This window comes from Amycolatopsis sp. lyj-346 (assembly GCF_046548975.1).
GTDB lineage: Bacteria > Actinomycetota > Actinomycetes > Mycobacteriales > Pseudonocardiaceae > Amycolatopsis.
On sequence record NZ_JAJPWT010000013.1, the window covers coordinates 111,808 to 132,343 of the forward strand.

The 20,536-nt window shown below is 72.0% G+C and carries 18 protein-coding genes and 1 pseudogene; 14 read left to right on the plus strand and 5 right to left on the minus strand.

The annotated features are described in order from the left end of the window. Positions 1–59 precede the first annotated feature (59 nt). Both ACLJQE_RS32065 and ACLJQE_RS32070 read right to left on the minus strand, forming a co-directional pair. Positions 60–698 (minus strand): choice-of-anchor M domain-containing protein, encoded by a 639-nt coding sequence (locus ACLJQE_RS32065; protein ID WP_410643262.1) that lies wholly within the window; start codon positions 696–698, stop codon positions 60–62. 32 nt (positions 699–730) lie between these two features. Next, entirely contained in the window at positions 731–1,384 is a 654-nt protein-coding gene (locus tag ACLJQE_RS32070; RefSeq protein WP_410643263.1) for a choice-of-anchor M domain-containing protein, read from the minus strand. A gap of 137 nt (positions 1,385–1,521) precedes the next feature. On the opposite strand from ACLJQE_RS32070, the gene ACLJQE_RS32075 reads away from it, so the two are divergent. The 5 genes from ACLJQE_RS32075 to ACLJQE_RS32095 are packed head-to-tail and all read left to right on the plus strand — an operon-like array spanning position 1,522 to position 7,394. Beyond that, positions 1,522–3,420: a TIGR03773 family transporter-associated surface protein gene (locus ACLJQE_RS32075; protein ID WP_410643264.1), complete on the plus strand. Its 1,899-nt coding sequence runs from the start codon at positions 1,522–1,524 to the stop codon at positions 3,418–3,420. Then, positions 3,417–4,949, plus strand: a complete 1,533-nt coding sequence (locus ACLJQE_RS32080) for an anchored repeat ABC transporter, substrate-binding protein (protein WP_410643265.1) — start codon at positions 3,417–3,419, stop codon at positions 4,947–4,949. The genes ACLJQE_RS32075 and ACLJQE_RS32080 overlap by 4 nt, the downstream gene beginning before the upstream one ends. Further along, a complete protein-coding gene (locus ACLJQE_RS32085; protein ID WP_410643266.1) occupies positions 4,946–5,785 on the plus strand; it encodes a TIGR03773 family transporter-associated surface protein in 840 nt (279 codons plus the stop codon). The genes ACLJQE_RS32080 and ACLJQE_RS32085 overlap by 4 nt, the downstream gene beginning before the upstream one ends. Then, positions 5,782–6,504, plus strand: a complete 723-nt coding sequence (locus ACLJQE_RS32090) for an anchored repeat-type ABC transporter ATP-binding subunit (RefSeq protein WP_410643267.1) — start codon at positions 5,782–5,784, stop codon at positions 6,502–6,504. The genes ACLJQE_RS32085 and ACLJQE_RS32090 overlap by 4 nt, the downstream gene beginning before the upstream one ends. Next, on the plus strand, positions 6,501–7,394 hold the full coding sequence (locus tag ACLJQE_RS32095; RefSeq protein ID WP_410643268.1) for an anchored repeat-type ABC transporter permease subunit: 894 nt from the start codon (positions 6,501–6,503) through the stop codon (positions 7,392–7,394). Before ACLJQE_RS32090 ends, ACLJQE_RS32095 begins: the two co-directional genes overlap by 4 nt. Before the next feature lie 40 nt (positions 7,395–7,434). Here ACLJQE_RS32095 and ACLJQE_RS32100 read toward each other — a convergent pair whose 3' ends face one another. Then, positions 7,435–8,430, minus strand: a complete 996-nt coding sequence (locus ACLJQE_RS32100) for a hypothetical protein (RefSeq protein WP_410643269.1) — start codon at positions 8,428–8,430, stop codon at positions 7,435–7,437. Between the two features lie 232 nt (positions 8,431–8,662). Here ACLJQE_RS32100 and ACLJQE_RS32105 point away from each other — a divergent pair, with 232 nt between their 5' ends. Continuing rightward, positions 8,663–9,409: a helix-turn-helix domain-containing protein gene (locus ACLJQE_RS32105; protein ID WP_410643270.1), complete on the plus strand. Its 747-nt coding sequence runs from the start codon at positions 8,663–8,665 to the stop codon at positions 9,407–9,409. Between the two features lie 12 nt (positions 9,410–9,421). On the opposite strand, the gene ACLJQE_RS32110 is transcribed toward ACLJQE_RS32105, so the two are convergent. Continuing rightward, a complete protein-coding gene (locus ACLJQE_RS32110) occupies positions 9,422–10,009 on the minus strand; it encodes an SMI1/KNR4 family protein (protein ID WP_410643271.1) in 588 nt (195 codons plus the stop codon). A 154-nt stretch (positions 10,010–10,163) separates the two neighbouring features. Between ACLJQE_RS32110 and ACLJQE_RS32115 the strand changes: the two genes are divergently transcribed. The 8 genes and pseudogenes from ACLJQE_RS32115 (at position 10,164) to ACLJQE_RS32150 (ending at position 20,059) form a co-directional block, all read left to right on the plus strand. After that, complete coding sequence (locus tag ACLJQE_RS32115; RefSeq protein WP_410643272.1) at positions 10,164–11,345, plus strand: DUF418 domain-containing protein; 1,182 nt, start codon at positions 10,164–10,166, stop codon at positions 11,343–11,345. Continuing rightward, positions 11,342–12,544, plus strand: a complete 1,203-nt coding sequence (locus tag ACLJQE_RS32120; RefSeq protein WP_410643273.1) for a sensor histidine kinase — start codon at positions 11,342–11,344, stop codon at positions 12,542–12,544. Before ACLJQE_RS32115 ends, ACLJQE_RS32120 begins: the two co-directional genes overlap by 4 nt. After that, positions 12,541–13,179, plus strand: a complete 639-nt coding sequence (locus tag ACLJQE_RS32125) for a response regulator (RefSeq protein ID WP_410643274.1) — start codon at positions 12,541–12,543, stop codon at positions 13,177–13,179. The genes ACLJQE_RS32120 and ACLJQE_RS32125 overlap by 4 nt, the downstream gene beginning before the upstream one ends. A 168-nt stretch (positions 13,180–13,347) precedes the next feature. Next, positions 13,348–14,757, plus strand: a complete 1,410-nt coding sequence (locus ACLJQE_RS32130) for a BNR repeat-containing protein (RefSeq protein WP_410643275.1) — start codon at positions 13,348–13,350, stop codon at positions 14,755–14,757. Between the two features lie 252 nt (positions 14,758–15,009). Continuing rightward, on the plus strand, positions 15,010–17,178 hold the full coding sequence (locus ACLJQE_RS32135) for an MMPL family transporter (protein ID WP_410643276.1): 2,169 nt from the start codon (positions 15,010–15,012) through the stop codon (positions 17,176–17,178). Next, positions 17,175–17,850 (plus strand): annotated as a pseudogene (locus tag ACLJQE_RS32140) (response regulator). The gene ACLJQE_RS32135 and the pseudogene ACLJQE_RS32140 overlap by 4 nt, the downstream one beginning before the upstream one ends. After that, positions 17,847–19,016: a sensor histidine kinase gene (locus ACLJQE_RS32145; protein ID WP_410643277.1), complete on the plus strand. Its 1,170-nt coding sequence runs from the start codon at positions 17,847–17,849 to the stop codon at positions 19,014–19,016. The pseudogene ACLJQE_RS32140 and the gene ACLJQE_RS32145 overlap by 4 nt, the downstream one beginning before the upstream one ends. Positions 19,017–19,090: 74 nt before the next feature. Then, complete coding sequence (locus ACLJQE_RS32150; RefSeq protein ID WP_410643278.1) at positions 19,091–20,059, plus strand: lysylphosphatidylglycerol synthase transmembrane domain-containing protein; 969 nt, start codon at positions 19,091–19,093, stop codon at positions 20,057–20,059. 225 nt (positions 20,060–20,284) lie between these two features. Here the strand turns inward: ACLJQE_RS32150 and ACLJQE_RS32155 are convergent, their stop codons facing one another. Continuing rightward, positions 20,285–20,506, minus strand: coding sequence for a hypothetical protein (locus ACLJQE_RS32155; protein WP_410643279.1), 222 nt, complete (start codon positions 20,504–20,506; stop codon positions 20,285–20,287). Positions 20,507–20,536: the final 30 nt, after the last annotated feature.

Sequence of the window (20,536 nt, forward strand, 5' to 3'; positions counted from 1 at the left end):
TCCGGCAGTGGTGAGCCCCGCACCCGCCCAACCGCACCGGCCAGGCGATCCCTATCGGGCTACGGGAGAACCTTGAACGTGTAGGTCGCGTCGGCCGAAACCGTCGCGCCGGTGGCGGCCAGGACCCCGCTGACCCGGAACGTCACCGTGTAGGTGCCGGCCGAGCCGAACGCCCAGTTCGCGTGGACGTGTGCACCGGTGGCCAGTGGTTTCGCGTCGGGGAGGCCGTCGCCGCTGTTGAACAGCACGGTCGGCGTGCCCAGCGACTGGGTGTAGACGCCGACCCGCCCGCCGGAGACGCTCTGCAGGCTCAGGGTGAGCGAGTTGCCCTGGAAGACGCCGGAGGCGACGTCGGTGCTGTTCCAGCCGGGCCACAGCAGGTTCGCGTTCTGGGTTTGGGGGAGGATCCAGACGGTCGATCCCGGGGTGCCGAGAAAGCCGTACGCGGAGTTCGACGGCACCGTCGTCTTGGCGGCGGCGAGGACGTCGAGTTCGACGGTCGACGGGTCGCGTCTGACACCGCCCGACGTTCCGTCGAGCAGCTGGACCGACAGCGCGCCGGAGGTGTAGTCGACGTCGAGGACGTCGACGTGCCCGGTGGTCAGGACCGTGGTGGCGGCGTCGGCGGGGACCGTCGTCCCGAGGGCCAGTGCCGCGCCGAGGGTGGCGGTGGCGAGTGAGCGTGCTACGAGACGCATGATCGTCCTTTCGGTGCTTGCGGATTCGGGGTTCACTCGACGCAGAAGGTCAGCACGGCCGGCGGGGACGACACGGCGGTGCCGTCGGTCAGCTTCGCGGTCGCGCGGAAGGTGAGCTTGTAGACACCGGGCTTGGTGAATCCCCAGCTGGCGTGTTCGTGCAGCCCGACGGACTGGGTCAGCGCGTCGGGCAGGCCGTCGCCGCTGTTGAGCAGAACCGTTGCCGCGCCGAAGGAATCGGTGGTGAACACGCTGACCTTCCCCGGGCCGGAGACGCCGGTCAGGCGGAGCGTCACCGCGTCGGACCGGAACACGCCGGTGGTGAGTTCCTCGGTGCTGATGCCCGGCCACAGCAGGTCGGGGTCCTGGGTCTGCGGCAGGACCGAGACCGGGGCCCCGGCGGCACCGAGGAACCGGTAGGACGGGTCGGCGGGCACCGTGGTGCGGGCACCGGCCAGGGCCTTGAGCACCACCTCCGACGGTTCGTACTCCTGCGAGGGCTCGACCGATTCGTCGTGGACGATCAGCGCGAGGGCGCCGTCTTCGTATTCGACGTCGATCGCGTCGACGTGTCCCTTGTCCAGCACGACGGCCGGCGTGGCTGACGTGGCCAGTGCCGGGGTGGTGCCGGTCAGGAGCGCCGCGGTCGCGGTCGCGACCGCGAGCAGGGTGAGACGTACGCGCATGCGGATTCCTTGATGGAAGAGGGCAAACAGCCTGGACAGGCAGTAACGGTAATGATATTCATTATCGAGTGCAATGGCCGATTCGCGGCCTGCTGCCGACTTGGGGACGAGTTCAGATGCTGAGATGCAAGAGACCGATGCGCCTGCTGCTGGCCTGTTGCCTGCTGGCGCTGCCGGTGCCGCTGCTGGCCGGCCCGGCCGCGGCCGACACCGGCCCGGCGCCCGCGCCGAAGTCGCGGACGGTGCTCAACGAGGTACACACCGACACTCTCGACATCCAGTACCGGGACGGCCGTCTCGAGCTGCAGACGCGCGTCGGCAGCGACCCCCACCAGTTCTTCTCGCCGCAGGACGTCCTGTTCCAGCTGCGGGACAACGACGCTTCCCGGACCGTCGTCCCGGCGGTCCCGGAGTACGCCTTCCTCGGCGCGGCCGGGGCGCGGGTGTGGATCGCGCCGCAGGTGCAGGACTTCTCGTTGTTGTTCGCCGGCTGGGACACCGAAAGCCTGAGTCCCGGGGTGTTCGCCGGGGACGCGGTGGACATCCGGCTTGCCGGGGTCGACGGGCCCGGGGCCGTGGAGGTGTTCCAGACCGACTCCTTCGGCCTGCCCCTGCGCGTGTTCAGCTCCACCGACCCCGCCCACCAGGTGCTGCACCAGGCGGTCGGCAGCCACGTGCACGCCAACTGGGGGTTCACCGCGCTCGGCCGGTACCGGCTGACCTTCGAGGTCACCGCCACCGACACCACCGGACACCTCGTGCGCAGCGGACCGGTGACCTACACCTGGTTCGTCGGTGGCAGCCAGGCCGGTGACGTTCCCGCGGTGCCGACCGCGACCGCCCTCGCGGTGTCTCCGGTGGCCGCCGGCCCGGTCACCCTGACCGGCACCGTCACCCCCGCCGCCGCCGGAGCGATCGAATTCGCCGACGGCGACCGGGTTCTCGGCCACGCCGCGGTCGCCGACGGCCGCGCCTCCCTGGTCACCGCGCTCGGCGCGGGCGCCCATTCGCTGACCGCGCGGTTCGTCCCCGCCTACGTCACCGATTTCACCGGCAGCACCTCCGCGCCGGCGACGGTCGTCGTCTCCGGTGACGGGCAGCCGACCGTGACGTCGGCCTCCGCCCCGCCGACGACGTCGAATTCGCCCGCGCCACCCGGTACCTCGTCCGCGACGTCGCACACCGGTACCCCGGCACCGTCCGCGCCGAGCAGCAAGACCTGCGTCCCGGCCGGGCCGGCGACCGCCACCGCGGGCACCGTGCTGGCCGACGGTCACGTCGACTACGCGGTCCGGGTGCTGGACGGAAAACTGGTCTCCCAGGTCAAGGACGGCACCGTCGCGGCGGTCACCACGTGGCGGGCCCCGTCGAGCGTGGTCCTGCACGTCGTCGACAAGGCCGCGACGACCGTGCCCGCCGGCGACCGGTTCGCCTTCCTCGGCAAGCCGGGCGACCGGATCTGGCAGATCCCGCAGACCCAGCAGGCCGGGGTGCTGTGGCTGGGCTGGAACACCGAATCGGTCACCGCCGCGCAGGTGCGCGGCGACATCACCTGGTCACTGGACACAGTGGACGGTCCCGGTTCGCTGGCGGTGTTCGAGTTCGATCCGTTCGGCAGCCCGGTCATCCTGTTCGACAGCGGCAACGGCGGCCCCGACACCACGCCGGTGCGGCTGGGCACCCACGCCCACGGCAACTGGACCTTCACCAAGCCGGGGATCTACCACGCCACCTTCACCCACAGCGCCACCCTCACCTCGGGCGCGAAGGTGAGCGACAAGCAGGTGGTCACCTTCGCCGTCGGCCCGGTCGACCCGAAACAGGCGCTGCCCGTCACGACTTCCACTCCGCCACCAGGCACCTGCGCCTCCGACGTTCCGGCGAATCGCGCGAACGGCGGCCGTGGCGGTTCGCTGGCGTCCACCGGGTTTTCCGCAGCGGCCCCGGTCACCGCCGGTGCGCTGGCGGTCCTCGCCGGCGTGTTGTGCCTGATCGTCGTCCGCCGTCGCCGGTCCGCCGTGGCGGGTGACCGGTGAGCCGCGGGACGCGCACCGGGATCGCCCTCGTCGCGGCCACGGCGGTGCTGGCGGCGTGCTCACCGGGCCAGGCTGCCGGGACCGGCGCGCTGCGGGTGGTGACCACCACCGAGATCCTCGCCGACCTGGCGCACGAGGTCGGCGGCGACCGGGTGTCGGTCGATTCGATCGTGCCCTCGGGTGGGGACCCGCATTCCTACGAACCGACCCCGCGGGACGCGGCGAAGGTCGCCGAAGCCGACGTCACGTTCACCAACCACCTGCTGCTCGAGGAACACGCGCTGATCAAGACGATCGACGCCAACGCCCGGCCCGGCACGCCCAACGTGTCGCTGGCCGAGGCGGCGGAAACCTACGGCGCGTCGGTGATCCCGCTCGTCGAGGACATCGGGCTGGACGTGGCGTGGCTCGGGCTGGCCGTCCGCGGCGACGGCAAGGCCCGCGGCGCCACCCGCGCTTCCGACGTCCGGCTGTCGGCGGCGAAACTCGACGGACCCGGCACCGTCGCGGTCTACCTCACCGAAGCGCTCGGGCAGCCGGAGGTGTACTTCAACTCCGCCGACGGGCTCGACGGTGCCGACACCACGACCCTGCCGCCCGCGGCGCACACGCACCTGAACTGGGCGTTCAGCAAGCCCGGCGTGTACCGGCTCACGCTGTCCGCGCAGCTGGCCACCGGATCCGCCGCCGCGGCCGACGTCGGTTCGGGCACGTTCACCTTCGCCGTCGGCGTCGACCCGCACACGGTGCCCGGCCGGCCGGTGATCATCGGGACGGGGCACACGGACCTCGCCGTCGACCTCGACCGCGGCCAGGTGTACGCCTACACCGACGCCGGAACCGGGCAGCAGCACGCCGTCGCCGCCGACCAGGTCGTGATCGACGTGCCCAACCGGGCCCTGGAAACCGTGCCCGGCGATCCACGGTTCGCGTTCCTCGGCGCGCCCGGGACCTCGATCCACCAGCTCCCGCAGGCCGTGCTCGGCAAGCACGTCCACGGCGAGATCGACCCCCACCTGTGGGAAGACGTCCGCAACGCCAAGGCCTACGTCCAGCTGATCCGGGACACGCTCAAGCAACGCGACCCCGCCGGGGCCGCGACCTACGACGACAACGCCCGCGCCTACGTCGCCCGGCTCGACGAACTCGACACCTACGTGCGTGACCAGATCGCCCGGATCCCGGCCGACCGGCGGCAGCTGATCACCACCCACGACGCGTTCGGCTACCTGGCGAAGGCCTACGCCATGACCGTCGCCGGGTTCGTGGTGCCCAACCCCGCCCAAGAGCCCAGCGCCGACCAGGTCCGCAAGCTCACCGAAACGATCCGCAACCTGAAGGTGCCCGCGGTGTTCGCCGAACCCAACCTCAAGCAGCGGGCGACCGTGCTGACCCAGATCGCCGGCGACCTGAACGTGCGGGTCTGCCAGCTCTATGGCGACTCGTTCGACGCGACCACCCGCAACTACCTCGCGATGATGCGGCACAACGCCGACGAACTGCACCGGTGCCTGGGAGCCGCGGCATGACACTCCGCCCCGTCGCCGCCGCCGTCCTGGCGGCCGCACTCCTCACCGCCGGTCCCGCACCGGCGGTCGCCGCCGACGGCGTCACCGTCATCGCCGACGGCCACGTCGACATGGGCCCGCGGATCGTCGACGGCGCCTGGAAGATCCAGATCCGCGACGATTCCGCCACCCCGGTCGCCTGGCGGCCCGTGCCGCAGGTCGTGCTGCAAGCCGTCGGCGCGTCGTCGATGACCGTGCCACCCGGACCCGAGTTCGCCTTCCTCGGCCGCAGCGGCGCACCGGTGTGGCTGCTGCCGCAGGTGCAACGCCCCGGCGTGCTGTGGCCGGGGTGGAACACGCAGGACCCCTCGATCGCTCCGGTGATCGGCCGGGAAGTCACCTGGGTACTGCACGGTGTCCACGGCCCCGGGCAGTTCACCCTGTTCCTCAACGGGAACTTCGGCACCCCCGAGATCGTCTTCGACAGCACCAGACCCTTCCCCCAGGAAACCGGGATCGAAGCCAACTCGCACGTCCACGGCAACTGGGCCTTCTCCGCCCCGGGCAGCTACGCCCTCGACATCGACATGCACACCACCGCACCCGACGGCAAAACCCTGAGCGACCGGCAGACGCTGCGGGTGTTCGTCGGCGACGGCGACGCCGCCCAGGCCTACATCGCCCCCGCCACGCCATCGCCCAGCGCCACAGCTTCGTCCGCGTCGGCTCAGGTCGCTCAGCCCGCGGAACCGGACCGGACCGGCCTGCTCCTGGGGAGCGCGGCCGGCGTCGTCCTCGTCCTGGGCGGCGTGCTGTGGTGGCGGCGTTCCCGCCGCCGGACCGGAGGAGATTCGTGACCGCCCTCGACATCCGCGGCCTGACCATCCGGCTCGCCGGCCGCGAAGTCGTGTCCAATGTGGACTTCCGGCTGACCGGCGGGGAACTCGCGGGGCTCATCGGCCCCAACGGCGCGGGCAAGACCACCCTGCTGCGCTCGGTGCTCGGGCTCCTGCCCGCCACCGCCGGAACCATCGACGTCGACGGCACGATCGGCTACGTCCCGCAACGCCACGAGTTCGCCTGGGACTTCCCCATCTCGGTGGAGAAGGCCGTCCTCACCGGCCGGACCTCGGCCATCGGGTTCCTGCGCCGCCCGGGACGCACCGACCGCGACGCCGTCGCCGAAGCCCTGCACCGGGTCGCCATGACCGACCTGGCCCGCCGCCCCATCGGCGAGTTGTCCGGCGGCCAGCGCCAGCGCGTCCTCGTCGCCCGGGCGCTGGCGCTGCGGCCCCGGCTGCTGCTGCTCGACGAACCCTTCACCGGCCTCGACGTCCCGACCCAGGAACTGCTCACCGGCCTGTTGCGCAGCCTGCGCGAGGAAGCCACGGCCGTGCTCATGACCACCCACGACCTGCCCGCGGCCGCGAACCTGTGCGACCGGCTCTGCCTGCTCAACCGGACCGTCATCGCCGACGGGCCACCCGAGGCGCTGCGCGACCCCGGCCTGTGGCTGCGCGCGTTCGGCGTCACCAGCTCCGAACAGCTCATCCACTCCCTGGGGATCACCCGATGACCGGCTACCTGACCGCTCCCTGGGAGCACCTGTTCATGCAACGCGCGTTCCTCGTCGCCATCCTGTCCGGCGTCGTGTGCGGCGTGATCGGCAGCCACGTCGTGCTGCGCGGCATGGCCTTCATCGGCGACGCCGTCGCGCACTCGGTGTTCCCCGGCGTCGCCCTCGCGTTCGTCTTCCAGGTCAACCTCGCCCTCGGCGGCGCGATCGCCGGACTGGTGACCGCGCTGAGCGTCGCGGTGTTCGCCCAGAACAAACGCCTCAAGGAGGACACCGTCATCGGGGTCTTCTTCGCCGCCGCGTTCGGGCTGGGCATCGTCATCCTCAGCGGCGCACCCGGCTACAGCGGTTCCCTCGAATCCTTCCTGTTCGGGCAGATCCTCGGCATCAGCGACGGCGACACCCGCACCGTCGCGGTCACCACCGTCGTCCTGCTCGCCGTGGCCGCGTTGCTGCACAAGGAACTCGTCACCGTCAGCCTCGACCGGGAAACCGCCCGCGCCGCCGGCCTGCCGGTGTTCGCGCTCGACCTCGCCCTCTACGCCATGGTCACCATCGCCATCGTCGTCTCCCTGCAGGCCGTCGGCAACATCCTCGTCCTCGCCCTGCTGATCACGCCCGCCGCCTGCGCCCGGCTGCTCACCGACCGGCTCGGGACGATGATGCTGCTCGCCCCGGCCATCGGGGCGCTGGCCTGCGTCATCGGGCTGTACCTGTCCTACTGGCTCAACCTCGCCGCCGGCGGCCTCATCGTCCTGGTCGCCACCGCCGTCTTCCTGGCCTGCTGGCTGTTGGCCCCCCGCCACGGCCTGCTCGGCAAGCTCCGCGCCACCCGCCGGAGCCACCACGACCAGACGGTGGCGGATGTCCGGGAGGCGAGCGCAGGATGACCGCCGCACCGGCGGTGGCCGTACTGCGCTGAGCAGCCCGTCAATCCCCGGACGGCTGTGCGCGGCTTGACCGGTACGCATCGGCCATGGCGTGGAAGGACCGTTTGGGGGCGAGGCTGCCGTCGGGCATCAGCTTGCAGACCCCGTAGGAGGCGACGTCGAGGTCGAAGCGCGGATCGGGGTGGTGCGGGTATTCGTAGCCGGCGAAGGTGAACCAGAAGGCGGTGTCCACCCCTTCTTCGTCGAACACCGCGAGCATCTCGCGCAGGTACCGGGCCTGCTCCTCCTCGTCGCGGACGTAATCCCCGGCGACGCGGGGCGGATCGGCGTCGTGGTCGACGACGCCCAGCCAGCCCATGCCGCCGCGTTCGGCGGCGCCCCGGTAGGTGCAGCAGCCGAACTCGGTCGCCGCGAGCGGTTTTCCGTGCCGGAAGTATTCCCGCAGGCCCTGGCGGAAGGCGTCCCCGGGATCGCCGTAGGCATCGGCGCTCACGATGTCGAAGGGCGTCCAGTCGATCTGTTCCCAGGTTCCGGAGGCGTAGGTGATCTTGCCGCGGAACCGGGTGCGCACCGTCGCCGCGATGCCGGCCAGCAACGGGTCCAGCTTCGCGCTCACCTCGGCGACCTCGGCCAAGGCGCCGGGCACGCCGCCCACCAGGGCATCGATCCTCGCGAGGCTGTCGTGGCCGGGGAAGAAACCGGGGGCGAACAGGCTCAGCTCGCAGCCGGTGACGAACACCGCCGCCCCCACCTCCTCGGCGAGGTCCGCGCAGTCGGTGAAGTACGGCACCAGTTCTGCCGCGGGAAGTTCGCAGGGGAACGGGGAGAACCAGACTTCCAGCCCGGCGTCGGCGGCGTGCCGGGCCGCGACGGCCAGCCGCTCGGGGTCACCGCCGGTGATCCGCACCGCGTCGCAGTGCAGGTCTTCGGCGATGACGCGGATCTCCCGTCGTACCGCCTCGGCGTCGAAGACGGGCCGGGAACACCGGCCACCCGGGGTGAAGCCGGTGTCGTACGTGATGCCTCGAGCCCTCATCGGATACCCCCATTGGTGGATGGACGACTGTCTCTGCCGGCCCGGACATTAGGCAGGGGACAAAATGCCGGTCAACGAGGCCGGTCCCGGATTGGCCTGTTTATCCAGGTCATACCGGCGACGATCATTGCAATGGCGCTGCGGGCTAATGCACGCGAACGGCAGCTTGTTGCAAGGATTGACGAGCGGCACGCATACTGGCCGCCACCACCGAAACTCAGGAGCCGGCCGGATGCCAGGACGCAGGCTGACCGCCGCCGACCGGCACCGGATCGCCGAGGGGCTGGCGCAGGACCTGGATTACGCCGAGATCGCCCGCGGCCTCGGCCGTCCCGCTTCGACGGTGAGCCGCGAGGTCGCGCGCAACGGCGGGCCGGGCCGCTACCGCGCGGACCTGGCGCAGCTGGCGACCACCCACCGCGCCCGGCGCCGGCCACGCCCGCCCGCGGCGCGGGAACTCGGCGAGCACGCCGGGCCCGATCCCGGCGCGACGGCCGCGTTCGTCACCGATCTCACCGCCGCTCTCGTCGAGACCGGCATGCCGCGCACGGCCGCCGGCGTGCTGGCCTGCCTGTTCACCTCCGAGACCGGCAGCCACACGGCCGTCGAGCTGGCGCGGCGCCTGCGGGTCAGCGCGGCGACCACCTCGCACGCGGTCGCTCTGCTGCACCAGCACGGACTGATCCGCCGCGGCCGCGACAGCCACAGCCGGCGCCACCGCTACTTCCTCGACGAGACCGCCGGCGTCCGCTCCGCGGTGGCCGGTGTCCGCGCCAACCAGCGACTCGCCACCACCGTGCTGCGCGGAGCCGGCGTCTTCGGCGCCGACACCGCGGTCGGAACCCGGCTGGCCACCGCCGGCCAATTCCTCGAACAACTCGGCAACGACATCCTCCGCGCCGTGGAAAAACGCGCACGCTTGGTTTCCGCCGCCGGAACCAAGCGCCCGCGGACGCCCCGCACAACGACCAGGCGATGAATCCCGCGGGGGTCACCCGAGGTCGCTGTCCCAGGTCAGCATTCCCTCGTCGCCGGTGGCTGCCTCGCCCGTGGCGAGACGATCGGCGACGTCGGTGAGCATGTGCGTCACGCTGGACCACTCGACGGCGTAGGCGCCTTCGCTGGCGTACCAGTGCATCAGGCAGCCGTACCGCTCACCAGGCCGGGTGTCGACACACAGGGGTCCGCCGTCGATGGAGCGGCAGACGGGGACCAGCGCGGTGCAGTACGGGAAGACGGGTACGCCGGCGGGCATGCGGTGCCGGTCGTCGGCGGTGCAGCAGCGGTCATCGGGATAGTTCTGCTGCCGGAGGTACTCTTCCCGCACTCGCGGCACCGCCAGCGGCACGAAGTGGTGCGGGATCACCGCCCCGGCCCGGTAATCGCGCTCGTCGTCGATGCCGTCCATGGCCGCCCACCACCCGAGGAGGTCGTGGGGCAGGTCGGCGGGAAGCACGCTCAGCGCTCGCCGCACTTCCGCGCCCGGTGACGGCGGCCTGATCACTCGTGCCGTCGCCGGCGCCGAGTCCTGGAGCAGAGTGACGATCCGCTGCCACGTCCGTGCCACCGGCTCTGTCATCCGGATCCCCTTTCCCGGTTCGTCAGCTCGTCACGGGTACCGTCGGGTACACCCTGGCATCCACCGATCGGTTGATGGGCGGCTTTCCCGGATGAGGTGCGTGGTCGTCCGAATCCTCGATTCGGGGCGTCGCGCGCCGCAGCAGGCTGAGGCCATGACACTGACAAGCACCGCGGTGGGACCGGTCACCACCCGAGAACGTGCGCTCGCGCCGGACCTGGGCCGCGGGGTGATGCTGGCCCTGATCGCGCTGGCGAACTGCGCGGTGTACCTCTACGGCCGCCGGTACGGCGTGCGTCAGCACATCGTCGAGGACGGCCTGCTCGACCGGGTTGTCAGCGTGCTGGTCGTGACCTTGGTCGACATGCGCGCATACCCGATGTTCGCGGCCCTGTTCGCCTATGGCGTCGTGTACGTGTACCGGCGGCAGCGGGCGGCCGGGGCGGACGACCGGGAAGCCGCGCGGCTCCTGCGGCGGCGCAGCCGCTGGCTGATCGTGTTCGGGGCGGTGCACGTGGTGCTGTTGTTCCCCGCCGACATCCTGGTGACCTACGGGATCGCCGGGTTCCTGCTGGTGCGGTGGCAGCGGACAGCGGACCGCAAGCTGCTCACCGCCGCGGCACTGTGGCTGATCGTCGTGGCACTGATGCAGGTGGCCTCCGCCCTGGCGCCCTCGAACGGCGGGCGTTCCTACTTCCTCTCCTTCGAGACGGCGGACCCGTTCGTGGCACTCGCCCTGCGGCCGGCCGAATGGCTGCTGACGCCGTTCGGCATCATCGGCGTGGGCAGCGCCATCCTGGTCGGCACCTGGGCGGGCCGGCGTGGGGTGCTCACCGACCCGGCCGCGCACCGAACCCTGCTGCTGCGCACCGCCGTTGCCGGGCTGACGGCGGCCGTGGCGGGTGGGTTGCCGTTGGGCTTGGCGGTGGGCGGTGTGTGGGAGCCGACGTCGGTGCTCACGCTGTGGGGTGTCTCGGCGTTGCACGCGGTGACCGGGGTCGCCGGAGGTCTCGGGTACGCGGCGCTCATCGGCTTGGTCGCGATCCGTGTGGGTGAACGTCGGGGGCCGGTGGTGCGGGCGCTCGTCGCGACCGGCCAGTATTCGCTCAGCTGTTACCTGTTCCAGTCCGTGGTGTTCGTGGCGTTGCTGATGCCGTACACCCTGGGGCTGGGCGCGACGCTCGGGACCGCCGAGGCCGCCGTCGTCGCACTGGGCACGTGGCTGGTTTCGGTGCTGCTCGCCGCCTTGCTGCGACGCACGGGCAGGCGCGGTCCCGCGGAGGCGCTGTTGCGCCGCCTGACTTATCGACGGCCAACGGACAAGATGGCGGCATGACGTCGGTGGCGGAACAGCAGGACCTGGCTCGGGAGCAGCGGTGGAACCAGGCGTGGGCGTGGGCTCCGCTGGGCCTGCTGCTCCTGGTCAGCGTGGTGTGGGTGGCCACCGGCACGCGGGGCTGGCCGGAGCGGGCGGTCACCCTGGGCATCGCCGCCGGTCTCGCGGGGTGGCACTGGTGGTTCGTGGTGGCGCACCCGCAGTGGTGGGACCGCTGGGTGTGGCCGATGGCCGGGTACTTCGCCGGGCTGCTCGCGTTCACTTCCGTCCTGGTGTTGCGCGGCGACGCGTTCCAACTGTTCGTCCCCATGTGCTACGCGCTCGCGTTCTTCACGCTGTCGGGGTGGCGGGCGTACGTCGGTGTGGTGGCGGCGAACATCCCGTGGCTGGTGCTCCCCGCGACGAACCCGCGCCAGTTGCTGCTCAACCTCGCCCTGAGCACGGCCCTGGCCGTGCTGGTCGGCGCCATGATCAGGGCACTGGGGCGGGAGACGGTCCGGCGCCGGGAGACCAACGCCGAACTGGTCGCCGTGGCCGCCGAGAACGCCCGGCTGCACAGCCTCCTGGTCGAGCGGGCCAGGGCCGCCGGAGCCGACGGGGAACGCGCGCGGCTGGCCCGGGAGATCCACGACACGGTCGCCCAGGGGCTGACCGGGATCGTCACCCAGCTGGAGGCGATCGACGAGCGCGCCGTCCCGCCCGGTCCGGTGCGTTCCCGGCTGGAGATCGCCGGCGGTCTGGCGCGCACCAGCCTGGTGGAGGTCCGCCGCTCGATCGAGGCGCTGCGCCCCGGCCCCCTTCAGGACGCCCGCCTGGGTGACGCCGTGCGGCAGGCCGTGGCGACGTGGCGAGAGCAGTACGGCGTCGCGGCCACCTTCACCGTGACCGGAACACCCCAGCCGCTGCACTCGGAAGTCGAGGTGACCGTCCTGCGCGCCGCCCAGGAGACTCTGTCCAATGTGGGCAGACACGCCAAGGCGCAACGCGTGGACGTCACACTCTCCTACATGGAAGACGTGATCATCTTGGACGTGTGCGACGACGGGACCGGGTTCTCGCCGAGACAGGCCGGCGGCTTCGGGCTCACGGCGTTGCGGGAGCGGGTGCGCGCATTGGCCGGTGGCGTCGGCATCGAGTGCGCGCCAGGTGGCGGGACGGCGGTCAGCGTCACCGTGCCGGTGATCGGGGTGGACCGGTGACACCGCTGCGGCTGGTGGTCGTCGACGACCACCCGGTGGTGCGCGACGGACTCCGCGGGATGCTCAGCACCCAGCCCGACCTGGTGGTCGTCGGCGAAGCCGCCTCCGGGACCGAGGCACTGACCGTGGTCGCCGCCGCCCGCCCGGACGTGGTGCTGACCGACCTGCGGATGCCCGACCCCAGCGGCGGCACCCTGATCCGGCTGCTCATCGAGCGGGTCCCGACCACCCGGGTCCTGGTGCTCACCACCCACGACACCGACTCCGACGTACTCCCCGCCATCGAGGCGGGCGCCATCGGCTACCTGCTCAAGGACGCACCCCGCGAGGAACTGTTCCGCGCCGTACGCGCCGCCGCCCGCGGCCAGACCGTCCTCGCCCCCTCCGTCGCCACCCTCCTGCTCACCCGCATCCGGCCACCACACCCGCTCACCGAAGGCCGGCTCAGCGCCCGCGAACGCGAGGTCCTGACCCTCGTCGCCGAGGGCAAGACCAACCGCGAGACCGCCGCCCGGCTCTACATCAGCGAAGCCACCGTCAAAACGCACCTCCTGCACATCTACGCCAAGCTGGAGGTCACCGACCGCGCGTCCGCCGTCGCAGCCGGCTACCGGCGCGGCATCCTCGGCAGGTGACCGCCGGGCCCCGGGCCGACCGCGTCGTCGCTCGGACCAATCGAGCCGTCGGCGTGTTGCGGCGGTCTGTCCATAGTGGACATGTTCGCCTGGCCCGCTGCCACAGAGGTTGACGGCGGTCCGGGCCCGGGGGCACACTGTTCGCGTTAACATCGCAAAGGGGCGACCATGACCGCGAAGAAAGCGCTTTCCCGGATCCTCGGTGTGCTGGTGGCCGCGGTGCTGCCCCTGGTGCCCGCCACGCCCGCGGAAGCGGCCGTGTCCGTGGTCAAGATCGCCGACACCCAGCTCGACGCGAAGGCGTTGTACTTCGTCTCCTACGACGGGGTGGTGAACAACAACTCCTTCCAGCAGAGCGGCATCTTCAGCTACGCGGGCTACCAGTACGCGGCGTGGTACACCGCGGACCGCAGCGCCGTGCTCGCGCGGCGCGCCGGCGCCGGGGCGTGGCAGACCGTCGTGCTGCCGCACAAGCTGACCGTGAACGACTCGCACAACGTCATTTCGATGGGGGTCTCACCGGAGGACGGCCGGCTGCACGTGGCCATGGACACCCACGGGAACCAGGTCTACTACGTCCAGTCGGTGGCCGGGCTGCTGTCTTCGCCCGCTTCGCACGCCTGGACGTCGTCGGTGTTCGGTGCGGTGCAGCGCACGTTGAACGGCGTCGACCTCGGCGCGATCACCTACCCGCAGTTCGTCGTCACGCCGGAGCGGAAGCTGCAGCTGTCCTACCGCACCGGCGGCTCCGGCAACGGCGTCAACGAGCTGGCGGAGTACAGCGCGGGCAGCTGGCGCAAGCTCGGGAAGTGGTCGTCGGCGACCGGCTCGTGGAAGTCCGGCAACGGCGTGACCAGCACGACGCGCAACATGTACCTGCACGGCATCACCTACGGCCCGGGCGGGCGGCTGCACGCCGCGTTCACCTGGCGCGAAGGCAATTCCCGGGTCCTGTGCAACTCCGGCGGGCTGGCCAACCACGACACCGGCTACGTCTACAGCGACGACCGCGGCCGGACCTGGCGGAACAACACCGGCACGGTGGTGGCGACCACCGGCAGCTCGCCGGTGGCGGTGGGTTCGCCGGGTACGGTCGTCGACCCGCTCGGCGTCGACCACGGGCTGATGAACCAGGAGAGCCAGGCCGTCGACGCCGCGGGACAGCCGCACGTCGTGATCAGCTACGTGCCCGGCCGGTTCACCCAGTGCGTCACGAACTACTCCGCGCAGCGCAAGCAGTACGGCCGGACGTTCTTCCTCAGCCGCGCCGCCGACGGCAGCTGGACCAAGCGCGAAGTGCCGGTCGCCCCCGAGTCCACCCAGCGCACGAAGCTGGTCTTCGACCGCGGCGACAACGCCTACCTCGTCATGCCGTACGGGCGGATCGTCGCGGCGACCAAGGCGAGCGGCTGGACCGACTGGAAGACCGTCCACAGCCCGGACCTGCGTGCCTTCGGCGAGGTCGACGTCGACGACTCGCGCCTGGCCGCCGAAGGCGTGATCTCCGTGATGTACCAGCAAGCTTCCACCGGAACGACGCCGTCACCGATCCGGGTCGCCGACTTCCGCCTCGGCTGAAATCAATCGAGGTCGCCCGGCTCGTCGCCACCGCCCTGCGCGACCAGGGTGCCGTGCCGTCGGCCGCCTTCCGGCAGCTGACCGCGACCGTCCCCACCAGCGCGATCGTCTGGCCGGCGACCGCGCCCTACTGAGACCGCCGCGGTACCGCGGCTGCGGTACCGCCGATGACCGCGGGAGGCTGACGCCACGGAAGGCCCGGACGGGAAGGCTGGTCGACGACCGTCCTCCTTCCCCGAAAGGCTGTTCACCGTGAGCTCTCTCGCACGTTGGTGCTTCCGAAGGCGGGGTGTCGTCCTCGCCGGCTGGGTGGGCGGCCTCGTCGCACTGGCCCTGCTGGTGTTCGGCGCGGGTGCGGCGTTCACCGACTCCGCGGACCTGCCGGACAGCGAGTCGGCCACCGCGTACCACCTGCTCGGCGAAGCCGGCGGGCAAGCCTCGGCGAACGTCGTCCGCGGCACGATCGTCTGGCACGCCGGCGAGGTCGGTTCCGGCCCGGTGCGCGAGCGGGTTACCGCGGTGCTCGGCGACATCGCGGCGATGCCCGGGGTGAAGCAGGTCGTCAGTCCGTACACCGCGGCGGGCGCGACCCAGCTCAACCCGGGCGCCGGCACCGCGTATGCGAGTGTCGTCCTCGACAAGGCCGCCGCCACCGAGCCCGTCGTGCAGGCCGCCGAACGGCTGCGGGCGCCCGGGCTCGACGTCGAGGTCGGCGGGCAGGCGTTCACGGAGAAGCCCGCCGGGTCGAACGGCACCGAGGCGATCGGCATCCTCGCCGCCCTGGTCCTGCTGCTGCTGTTGTTCCGGTCCCTGTGGGCGGCGGTCCTGCCGATCGTCACCGGCCTGGCCGGCGTGGGTGCGTCGCTGCTGGTCGTGATGCTGGCGTCCCACGTGGTCGACCTCGCGGCGACGAGCCTCACCATGGGCGCGCTCATCGGTCTCGGCGTGGGCATCGACTACGCGCTGTTCATCGTGAACCGCCACCGCAAGGCGCTGCGAGCCGGGGCGAGCGTGCCGGACGCGCTGGCGCAGGCCGCGGACACGTCCGGACGTGCGGTGGTGTTCGCCGGGGTGACCGTGATGATCGCGCTGCTCGGCATGTTCGTCGTCGGCCTCGGCCTGCTCACCGGCATGGCGCAGGCTGCCGCGGTCACGGTCCTCTTCACGGTCGCGGCCGCCCTCACGCTCCTGCCCGCCTCGCTGGGGTTCCTGGGTTACCGGGTGCTGTCGCGGAAGGACCGCGCCGCGATCGCCGGTGGCCGGTTCCCGCTGCTCCCGCGGGAAGACGGCAAGACCACGACGGCGGGCCGCTGGGCGGACCTGGTGCAGCGCTTCCCGGTGGCCGCCGGTGGGGCCGCGCTCGTCGTGACGGTCCTGCTGGCCTCGCCCGTGCTGGGCATGCGGGTGGGCAACGCGGACGCGAGCAGCGACCCGGCCGGAACGCCCACCCGCGCTTACCACGACCTGATGGCCGGCGCTTTCGGTGACGGCTTCGACGCTTCCCTGCTGCTGGTCGCGAGCACGCCCGACGCAGCTTCGTCCCAGGCGTTCACCACTCTCGCGCACCGGCTGGAGTCCCTCCCCGGCGTCGCGCACGTCGTGTCCGCCCCGGCACGGGCCGGGCAGCAGGTCGCCTCGGCAACCGTGATCCCGGCGACCACGGCTCAGGCGGAGCAAACCGCCGACCTCGTCGAGACCTTGCGCGACGACGTCATCCCGGCCGCGGAGGCGGGCACCGGGTTGCAGGTCTACGTGGGTGGCCAGACCGCGAGCAGCATCGACGTCGCCGACGCGCTGATGAGCAAGCTGCCGCTCTACCTGGGGCTCATCGCCCTGCTCGGCTTCCTGCTGCTGGCCGTGGCGTTCCGCAGTGTCCTGGTGCCGCTGGTGGGCGCGCTGAGCAACATCGCCACGATCGCGGTCGGGCTCGGCGCGGTCACCGCGATCTTCCAGAACGGCTGGGGCCTGGCGCTGCTGGGGGTCGGCTCCGGGGCACCGGTGATGTACCTGGTGCCGGTGCTGGTGGTCGGGGTGATGTTCGGGTTGTCGATGGACTACCAGGTGTTCCTGGTCAGCCGCATGCACGAGGAGTGGACTCACACCCGCGACAGCAGGCGTGCCGTCCGGGCGGGGGTGGCCGAAACGGGCCAGGTGATCTCGGTCGCGGCGACGATCATGCTGTGCGTGTTCGCGTCGTTCGGGTTCAGCGGGGAGCGGATCGTGGCGATGATCGGCATCGGCTTGGCGATCGCCGTTCTGGTCGATGCGTTCGTGGTCCGGCTGACGCTGATCCCCGCCGTGATGACGCTGCTCGGCCGGGCGAACTGGTCGTATCCGCGGTGGGCGGAGCGGATCACGCCGCGGCTGTCGGTCGAAGGCCCCGAGCGGGTGCGGGACGAGCACGAGATGATGGCCGGATGACGATCCGCGTCCTGCTCGCCGACGACCAGGCCCTGCTCAGGGCGACCTTCCGCCTCCTCGTCGATGCCACCGAGGACATGGAGGTGGTCGCGGAGGCCGCCGACGGGCAGGACGCGGTCACGAAGGCGCGCGAGGCGCAGGCGGACGTCGTCGTGATGGACGTCCGCATGCCCGGGGTGGACGGTATCGAGGCCACCCGGCGGATCACCGCGGACGAGGACCTGGCCGGGGTGAAGATCCTGGTCCTCACCACGTTCGAGACCGACGAGTTCGTGGTGGCCGCGCTGCGGGCCGGCGCGAGCGGCTTCCTCGGGAAGGGCGTCGAGCCGGAGGCACTGCTGCAGGCGATCCGCACGGTGGCGGCGGGGGGAGTCGCTGCTGTCGCCGTCGGCGACCACGGCGTTGATCGGCCGGTTCCTGGCCCAGCCGGAAGCGCGGCCGGTCGAAGCGCGGGCGGAGCTGGGTGAACTGACCGCGCGCGAACGGGAGATCACGGCGCTGGCCGGGGCCGGGTTGTCCAATGTGGAGATCGCCGCCAGGCTGTTCATCAGCGCCGCGACGGCGAAGACGCACGTCAACCGCGCGATGATGAAGACCGGTGCCCGTGACCGCGCCCAGCTGGTCGTGTTCGCCTATGAGACCGGGCTCGTCGCCCCACGGGCGTCGCGGTGACCTCCTCCGGTCCGGGAACGGAGGACGCCGCGCCGCGACGGCGGTTCGTCGTGCTGCCCGCGGTGATCGTGCTGCTGGTCGGGGTGTTCCAGCTGGCCGATCGGGACAGCGCGGCCTGGGTCGCCCCGCACGGCTGGCAGGTTGTGGTCACCGGCACGGCGAGTGCCGCCCTCCTCTGGCGCCACCGGTACCCGGTGCCGGTCGCATGGGTGACCGCGGTGCTCGGTGGCGTGCTGCCGGTGATCCCACCGCACACCGTCGTGGTCGACACGGCGTGCATCATCGCGCTCTACACGGTGGCCAGGCGGACCGACCGCCGGACGGCGTGGACCATGGCCGCGGTCGCGACGGCGCTGCTCACCGTCAGCTCCGTGGCCTGGCTGCCGGATCACCTGGCCAACATCCGCACCGTGCTGCCGGCCAACTACATCGCGATCGCCGTCGCCGTCGGCGACTCCGTGCGCGCCAACCGCGCGCTTCTGCGCCAGGCCGAGGAACGGGCCCGCGAAGCGGAACGAAGCGGGGAGGAGGAGGCACGCCGCCGGGTGCGCGACGAGCGCGTCCGCATCGCCCGTGATCTGCACGACGTCGTCGCCCACCACATCACCCTGGTCAACGCCCAGGCCGGGGTCGCCCACCACCTGCTGGACCGGCAACCGGACAAGGCCCGGCAGGCACTGGCCGGCATCAAGGACACCAGCCGTGCGGCCCTCGACGAGCTGCGCGCCACGGTGGGCCTGCTGCGCCAGGACGACGACCCACCCGAATCCCTCCGGCCCACGCCGGGATTCGCCGACGTCGGGGCGTTGGTGGAATCCTTCCGGACTGCCGGGTTCGACGTCCGCCTCAGCTCCCACGGCGCCACCCGGCCCCTCGCCGGCGCCGCCGACCTCGCGGCGTACCGGATCGTCCAGGAAGCACTGACGAACGCTGGCAAGCACGGCACCGAGCGTGGCGCGCACGTGGATCTCACCTACACAGCCGACGTTCTCCGGCTGACGGTGACCAACTCCGCGTCACCCGGCCATCGCGGACCCGGCACCGGGCACGGGCTCATCGGCATGCGCGAACGCGCCGGCAGCGCCGGTGGCTCCTGCACGGCCGGGCCGCGTGCCGACGGGCAGTTCGAGGTGCGCGCGGTGCTGCCACTGCGCGCTCGGGTCTAGTACCGCGAACGCGGTACGGCCGGATACCGCTCGGTGCCGACGTTTTCCGGGTCCGGGCCGACCAGCATGGACTCGTGATCGACAGCCGAAGCGACGCACACCCGTCCACGAAACGCCGGGCTACGGCGAACACGCTGATCCGCTGCGCGGCGGCGGTGGCCGTCGTGGTGGCGGCGGCGGTTTTCGTCCGCACCGCCGGCACCGCCGATTTCGGCGCGGTTCTCGGGACCGCCGAGCCGGTCTGGGTTTTCGCCGCGGTGACGGTTTTCCTCGTGCCGTTGCTGGGCAACGTGCTGGCCCTGCGGGCCGTCGCGCCGGTGCGCCTGCCGTGGGGACTGACGACGGCCGCGCAGCTGGCGGGAACGTTCGGCAACCTCGTCGCGCCGGGGAACCTCGGTGGCATGGCGACCAACGCCCGGTTCCTGCACCGGCGCGGGGTGGCGACCACCGGCGCGGCGGGTGCGGTCGGGGCGGTGCAGGCCGCCGCGGTGGTCGTGACGGTGGCACTGGCGCTGCCGGGGCTGATCGCCTCGGGGCGGCTCGCGGCCGCGGGTTCGGTGGTTTCCGGCCCGGTGGTGCCGATCGCCGCGCTCGTGCTGCTCGCCGCCGGGACGGCGCTGCGGTGCACGACGGCCGGCCGTCGGTGGACAGGCCGGATGCGTCCGGTCGCCGCCGCCACGCTCGAGGCGTTCCGGCTCGCCCTCGCCGCCCCAGGGCGAGCCGGTCTCGCCGTGGCCGGGAACCTGCTGGTGACCTTGGGCTCGACCGCGGCCCTCGCCGCGGCTGTCCGGGCTTTCGGCGCCACGGTTCCGTTCGGCGATCTCCTCCTCGTCGTGGCCGGCAGCGCGTTCGCCGGCCTGGTGCCCCTGCCCGGTGGAGCGGGCGGGGCCGAGGTGATCCTGGCGGCCCAGCTGACCGCGGTGGGGCTCCAGCCCCCGGTCGCCCTCGCGGCGGCCGTGCTCCACCGCGTGGTCACGTTCTGGTCCCGGGTCCCGGTGGGCTGGTTCGCCTTCGCGTGGCTGCGGCGGGCCGGCCACCTCTGAGCCGAGACGCGGCACGCCGGAAGAGGCCACCCGGTCGCGAGCAGGGCAGTGGCGGCTGGGTTCCGCGCCACGGGGAGGGTGCCGAAGCCCGCCGGCCGGAGGGGTTCGCGGTGCGGGTGCGGTTCGGCCCGCTGCGGGTGAGCGCCAAGCTCGGCGACCCGGCCGCCTCCGACGCGGCACGCCCCCAGACGCAGTCGCCTGCCATCCGGCGGTGTCAGGTGACTGTCAAGACGTCTCTTGCTTCTTGCGTCGGGTGTCCGCCCAGCCCGTCAGCACCAGGCCCACCAGGGCGATGACGCAATGACCGGCCAGCCAGGCGGCGAAGCCACCCGGCAGCCAGCTCAGCAGTCCCGCCCGGTCGTGGTCGATCGCCAGCCGGATGACTCCCTGGCCGCCCAGTACCAGAACCACCATGCCCAGGACCTGTAGCGCCACGTACTTGTTCATCGCCGTTCCCCTTCGCTCGTTTGGTGCGAT

Excerpts from the sequence above, each read along its gene's own strand:
- ACLJQE_RS32070 (WP_410643263.1), bottom strand. The coding sequence starts at position 1,384 with ATGCGCGTACGTCTCACCCTGCTCGCGGTCGCGACCGCGACCGCGGCG.
- ACLJQE_RS32075 (WP_410643264.1), top strand. The coding sequence starts at position 1,522 with ATGCGCCTGCTGCTGGCCTGTTGCCTGCTGGCGCTGCCGGTGCCGCTG.
- ACLJQE_RS32100 (WP_410643269.1), bottom strand. The coding sequence starts at position 8,430 with ATGAGGGCTCGAGGCATCACGTACGACACCGGCTTCACCCCGGGTGGC.
- ACLJQE_RS32130 (WP_410643275.1), top strand. The coding sequence starts at position 13,348 with ATGACCGCGAAGAAAGCGCTTTCCCGGATCCTCGGTGTGCTGGTGGCC.
- ACLJQE_RS32065 (WP_410643262.1), bottom strand. The coding sequence starts at position 698 with ATGCGTCTCGTAGCACGCTCACTCGCCACCGCCACCCTCGGCGCGGCA.
- ACLJQE_RS32085 (WP_410643266.1), top strand. The coding sequence starts at position 4,946 with ATGACACTCCGCCCCGTCGCCGCCGCCGTCCTGGCGGCCGCACTCCTC.
- ACLJQE_RS32110 (WP_410643271.1), bottom strand. The coding sequence starts at position 10,009 with ATGACAGAGCCGGTGGCACGGACGTGGCAGCGGATCGTCACTCTGCTC.
- ACLJQE_RS32155 (WP_410643279.1), bottom strand. The coding sequence starts at position 20,506 with ATGAACAAGTACGTGGCGCTACAGGTCCTGGGCATGGTGGTTCTGGTA.
- ACLJQE_RS32120 (WP_410643273.1), top strand. The coding sequence starts at position 11,342 with ATGACGTCGGTGGCGGAACAGCAGGACCTGGCTCGGGAGCAGCGGTGG.
- ACLJQE_RS32095 (WP_410643268.1), top strand. The coding sequence starts at position 6,501 with ATGACCGGCTACCTGACCGCTCCCTGGGAGCACCTGTTCATGCAACGC.
- ACLJQE_RS32105 (WP_410643270.1), top strand. The coding sequence starts at position 8,663 with ATGCCAGGACGCAGGCTGACCGCCGCCGACCGGCACCGGATCGCCGAG.
- ACLJQE_RS32115 (WP_410643272.1), top strand. The coding sequence starts at position 10,164 with ATGACACTGACAAGCACCGCGGTGGGACCGGTCACCACCCGAGAACGT.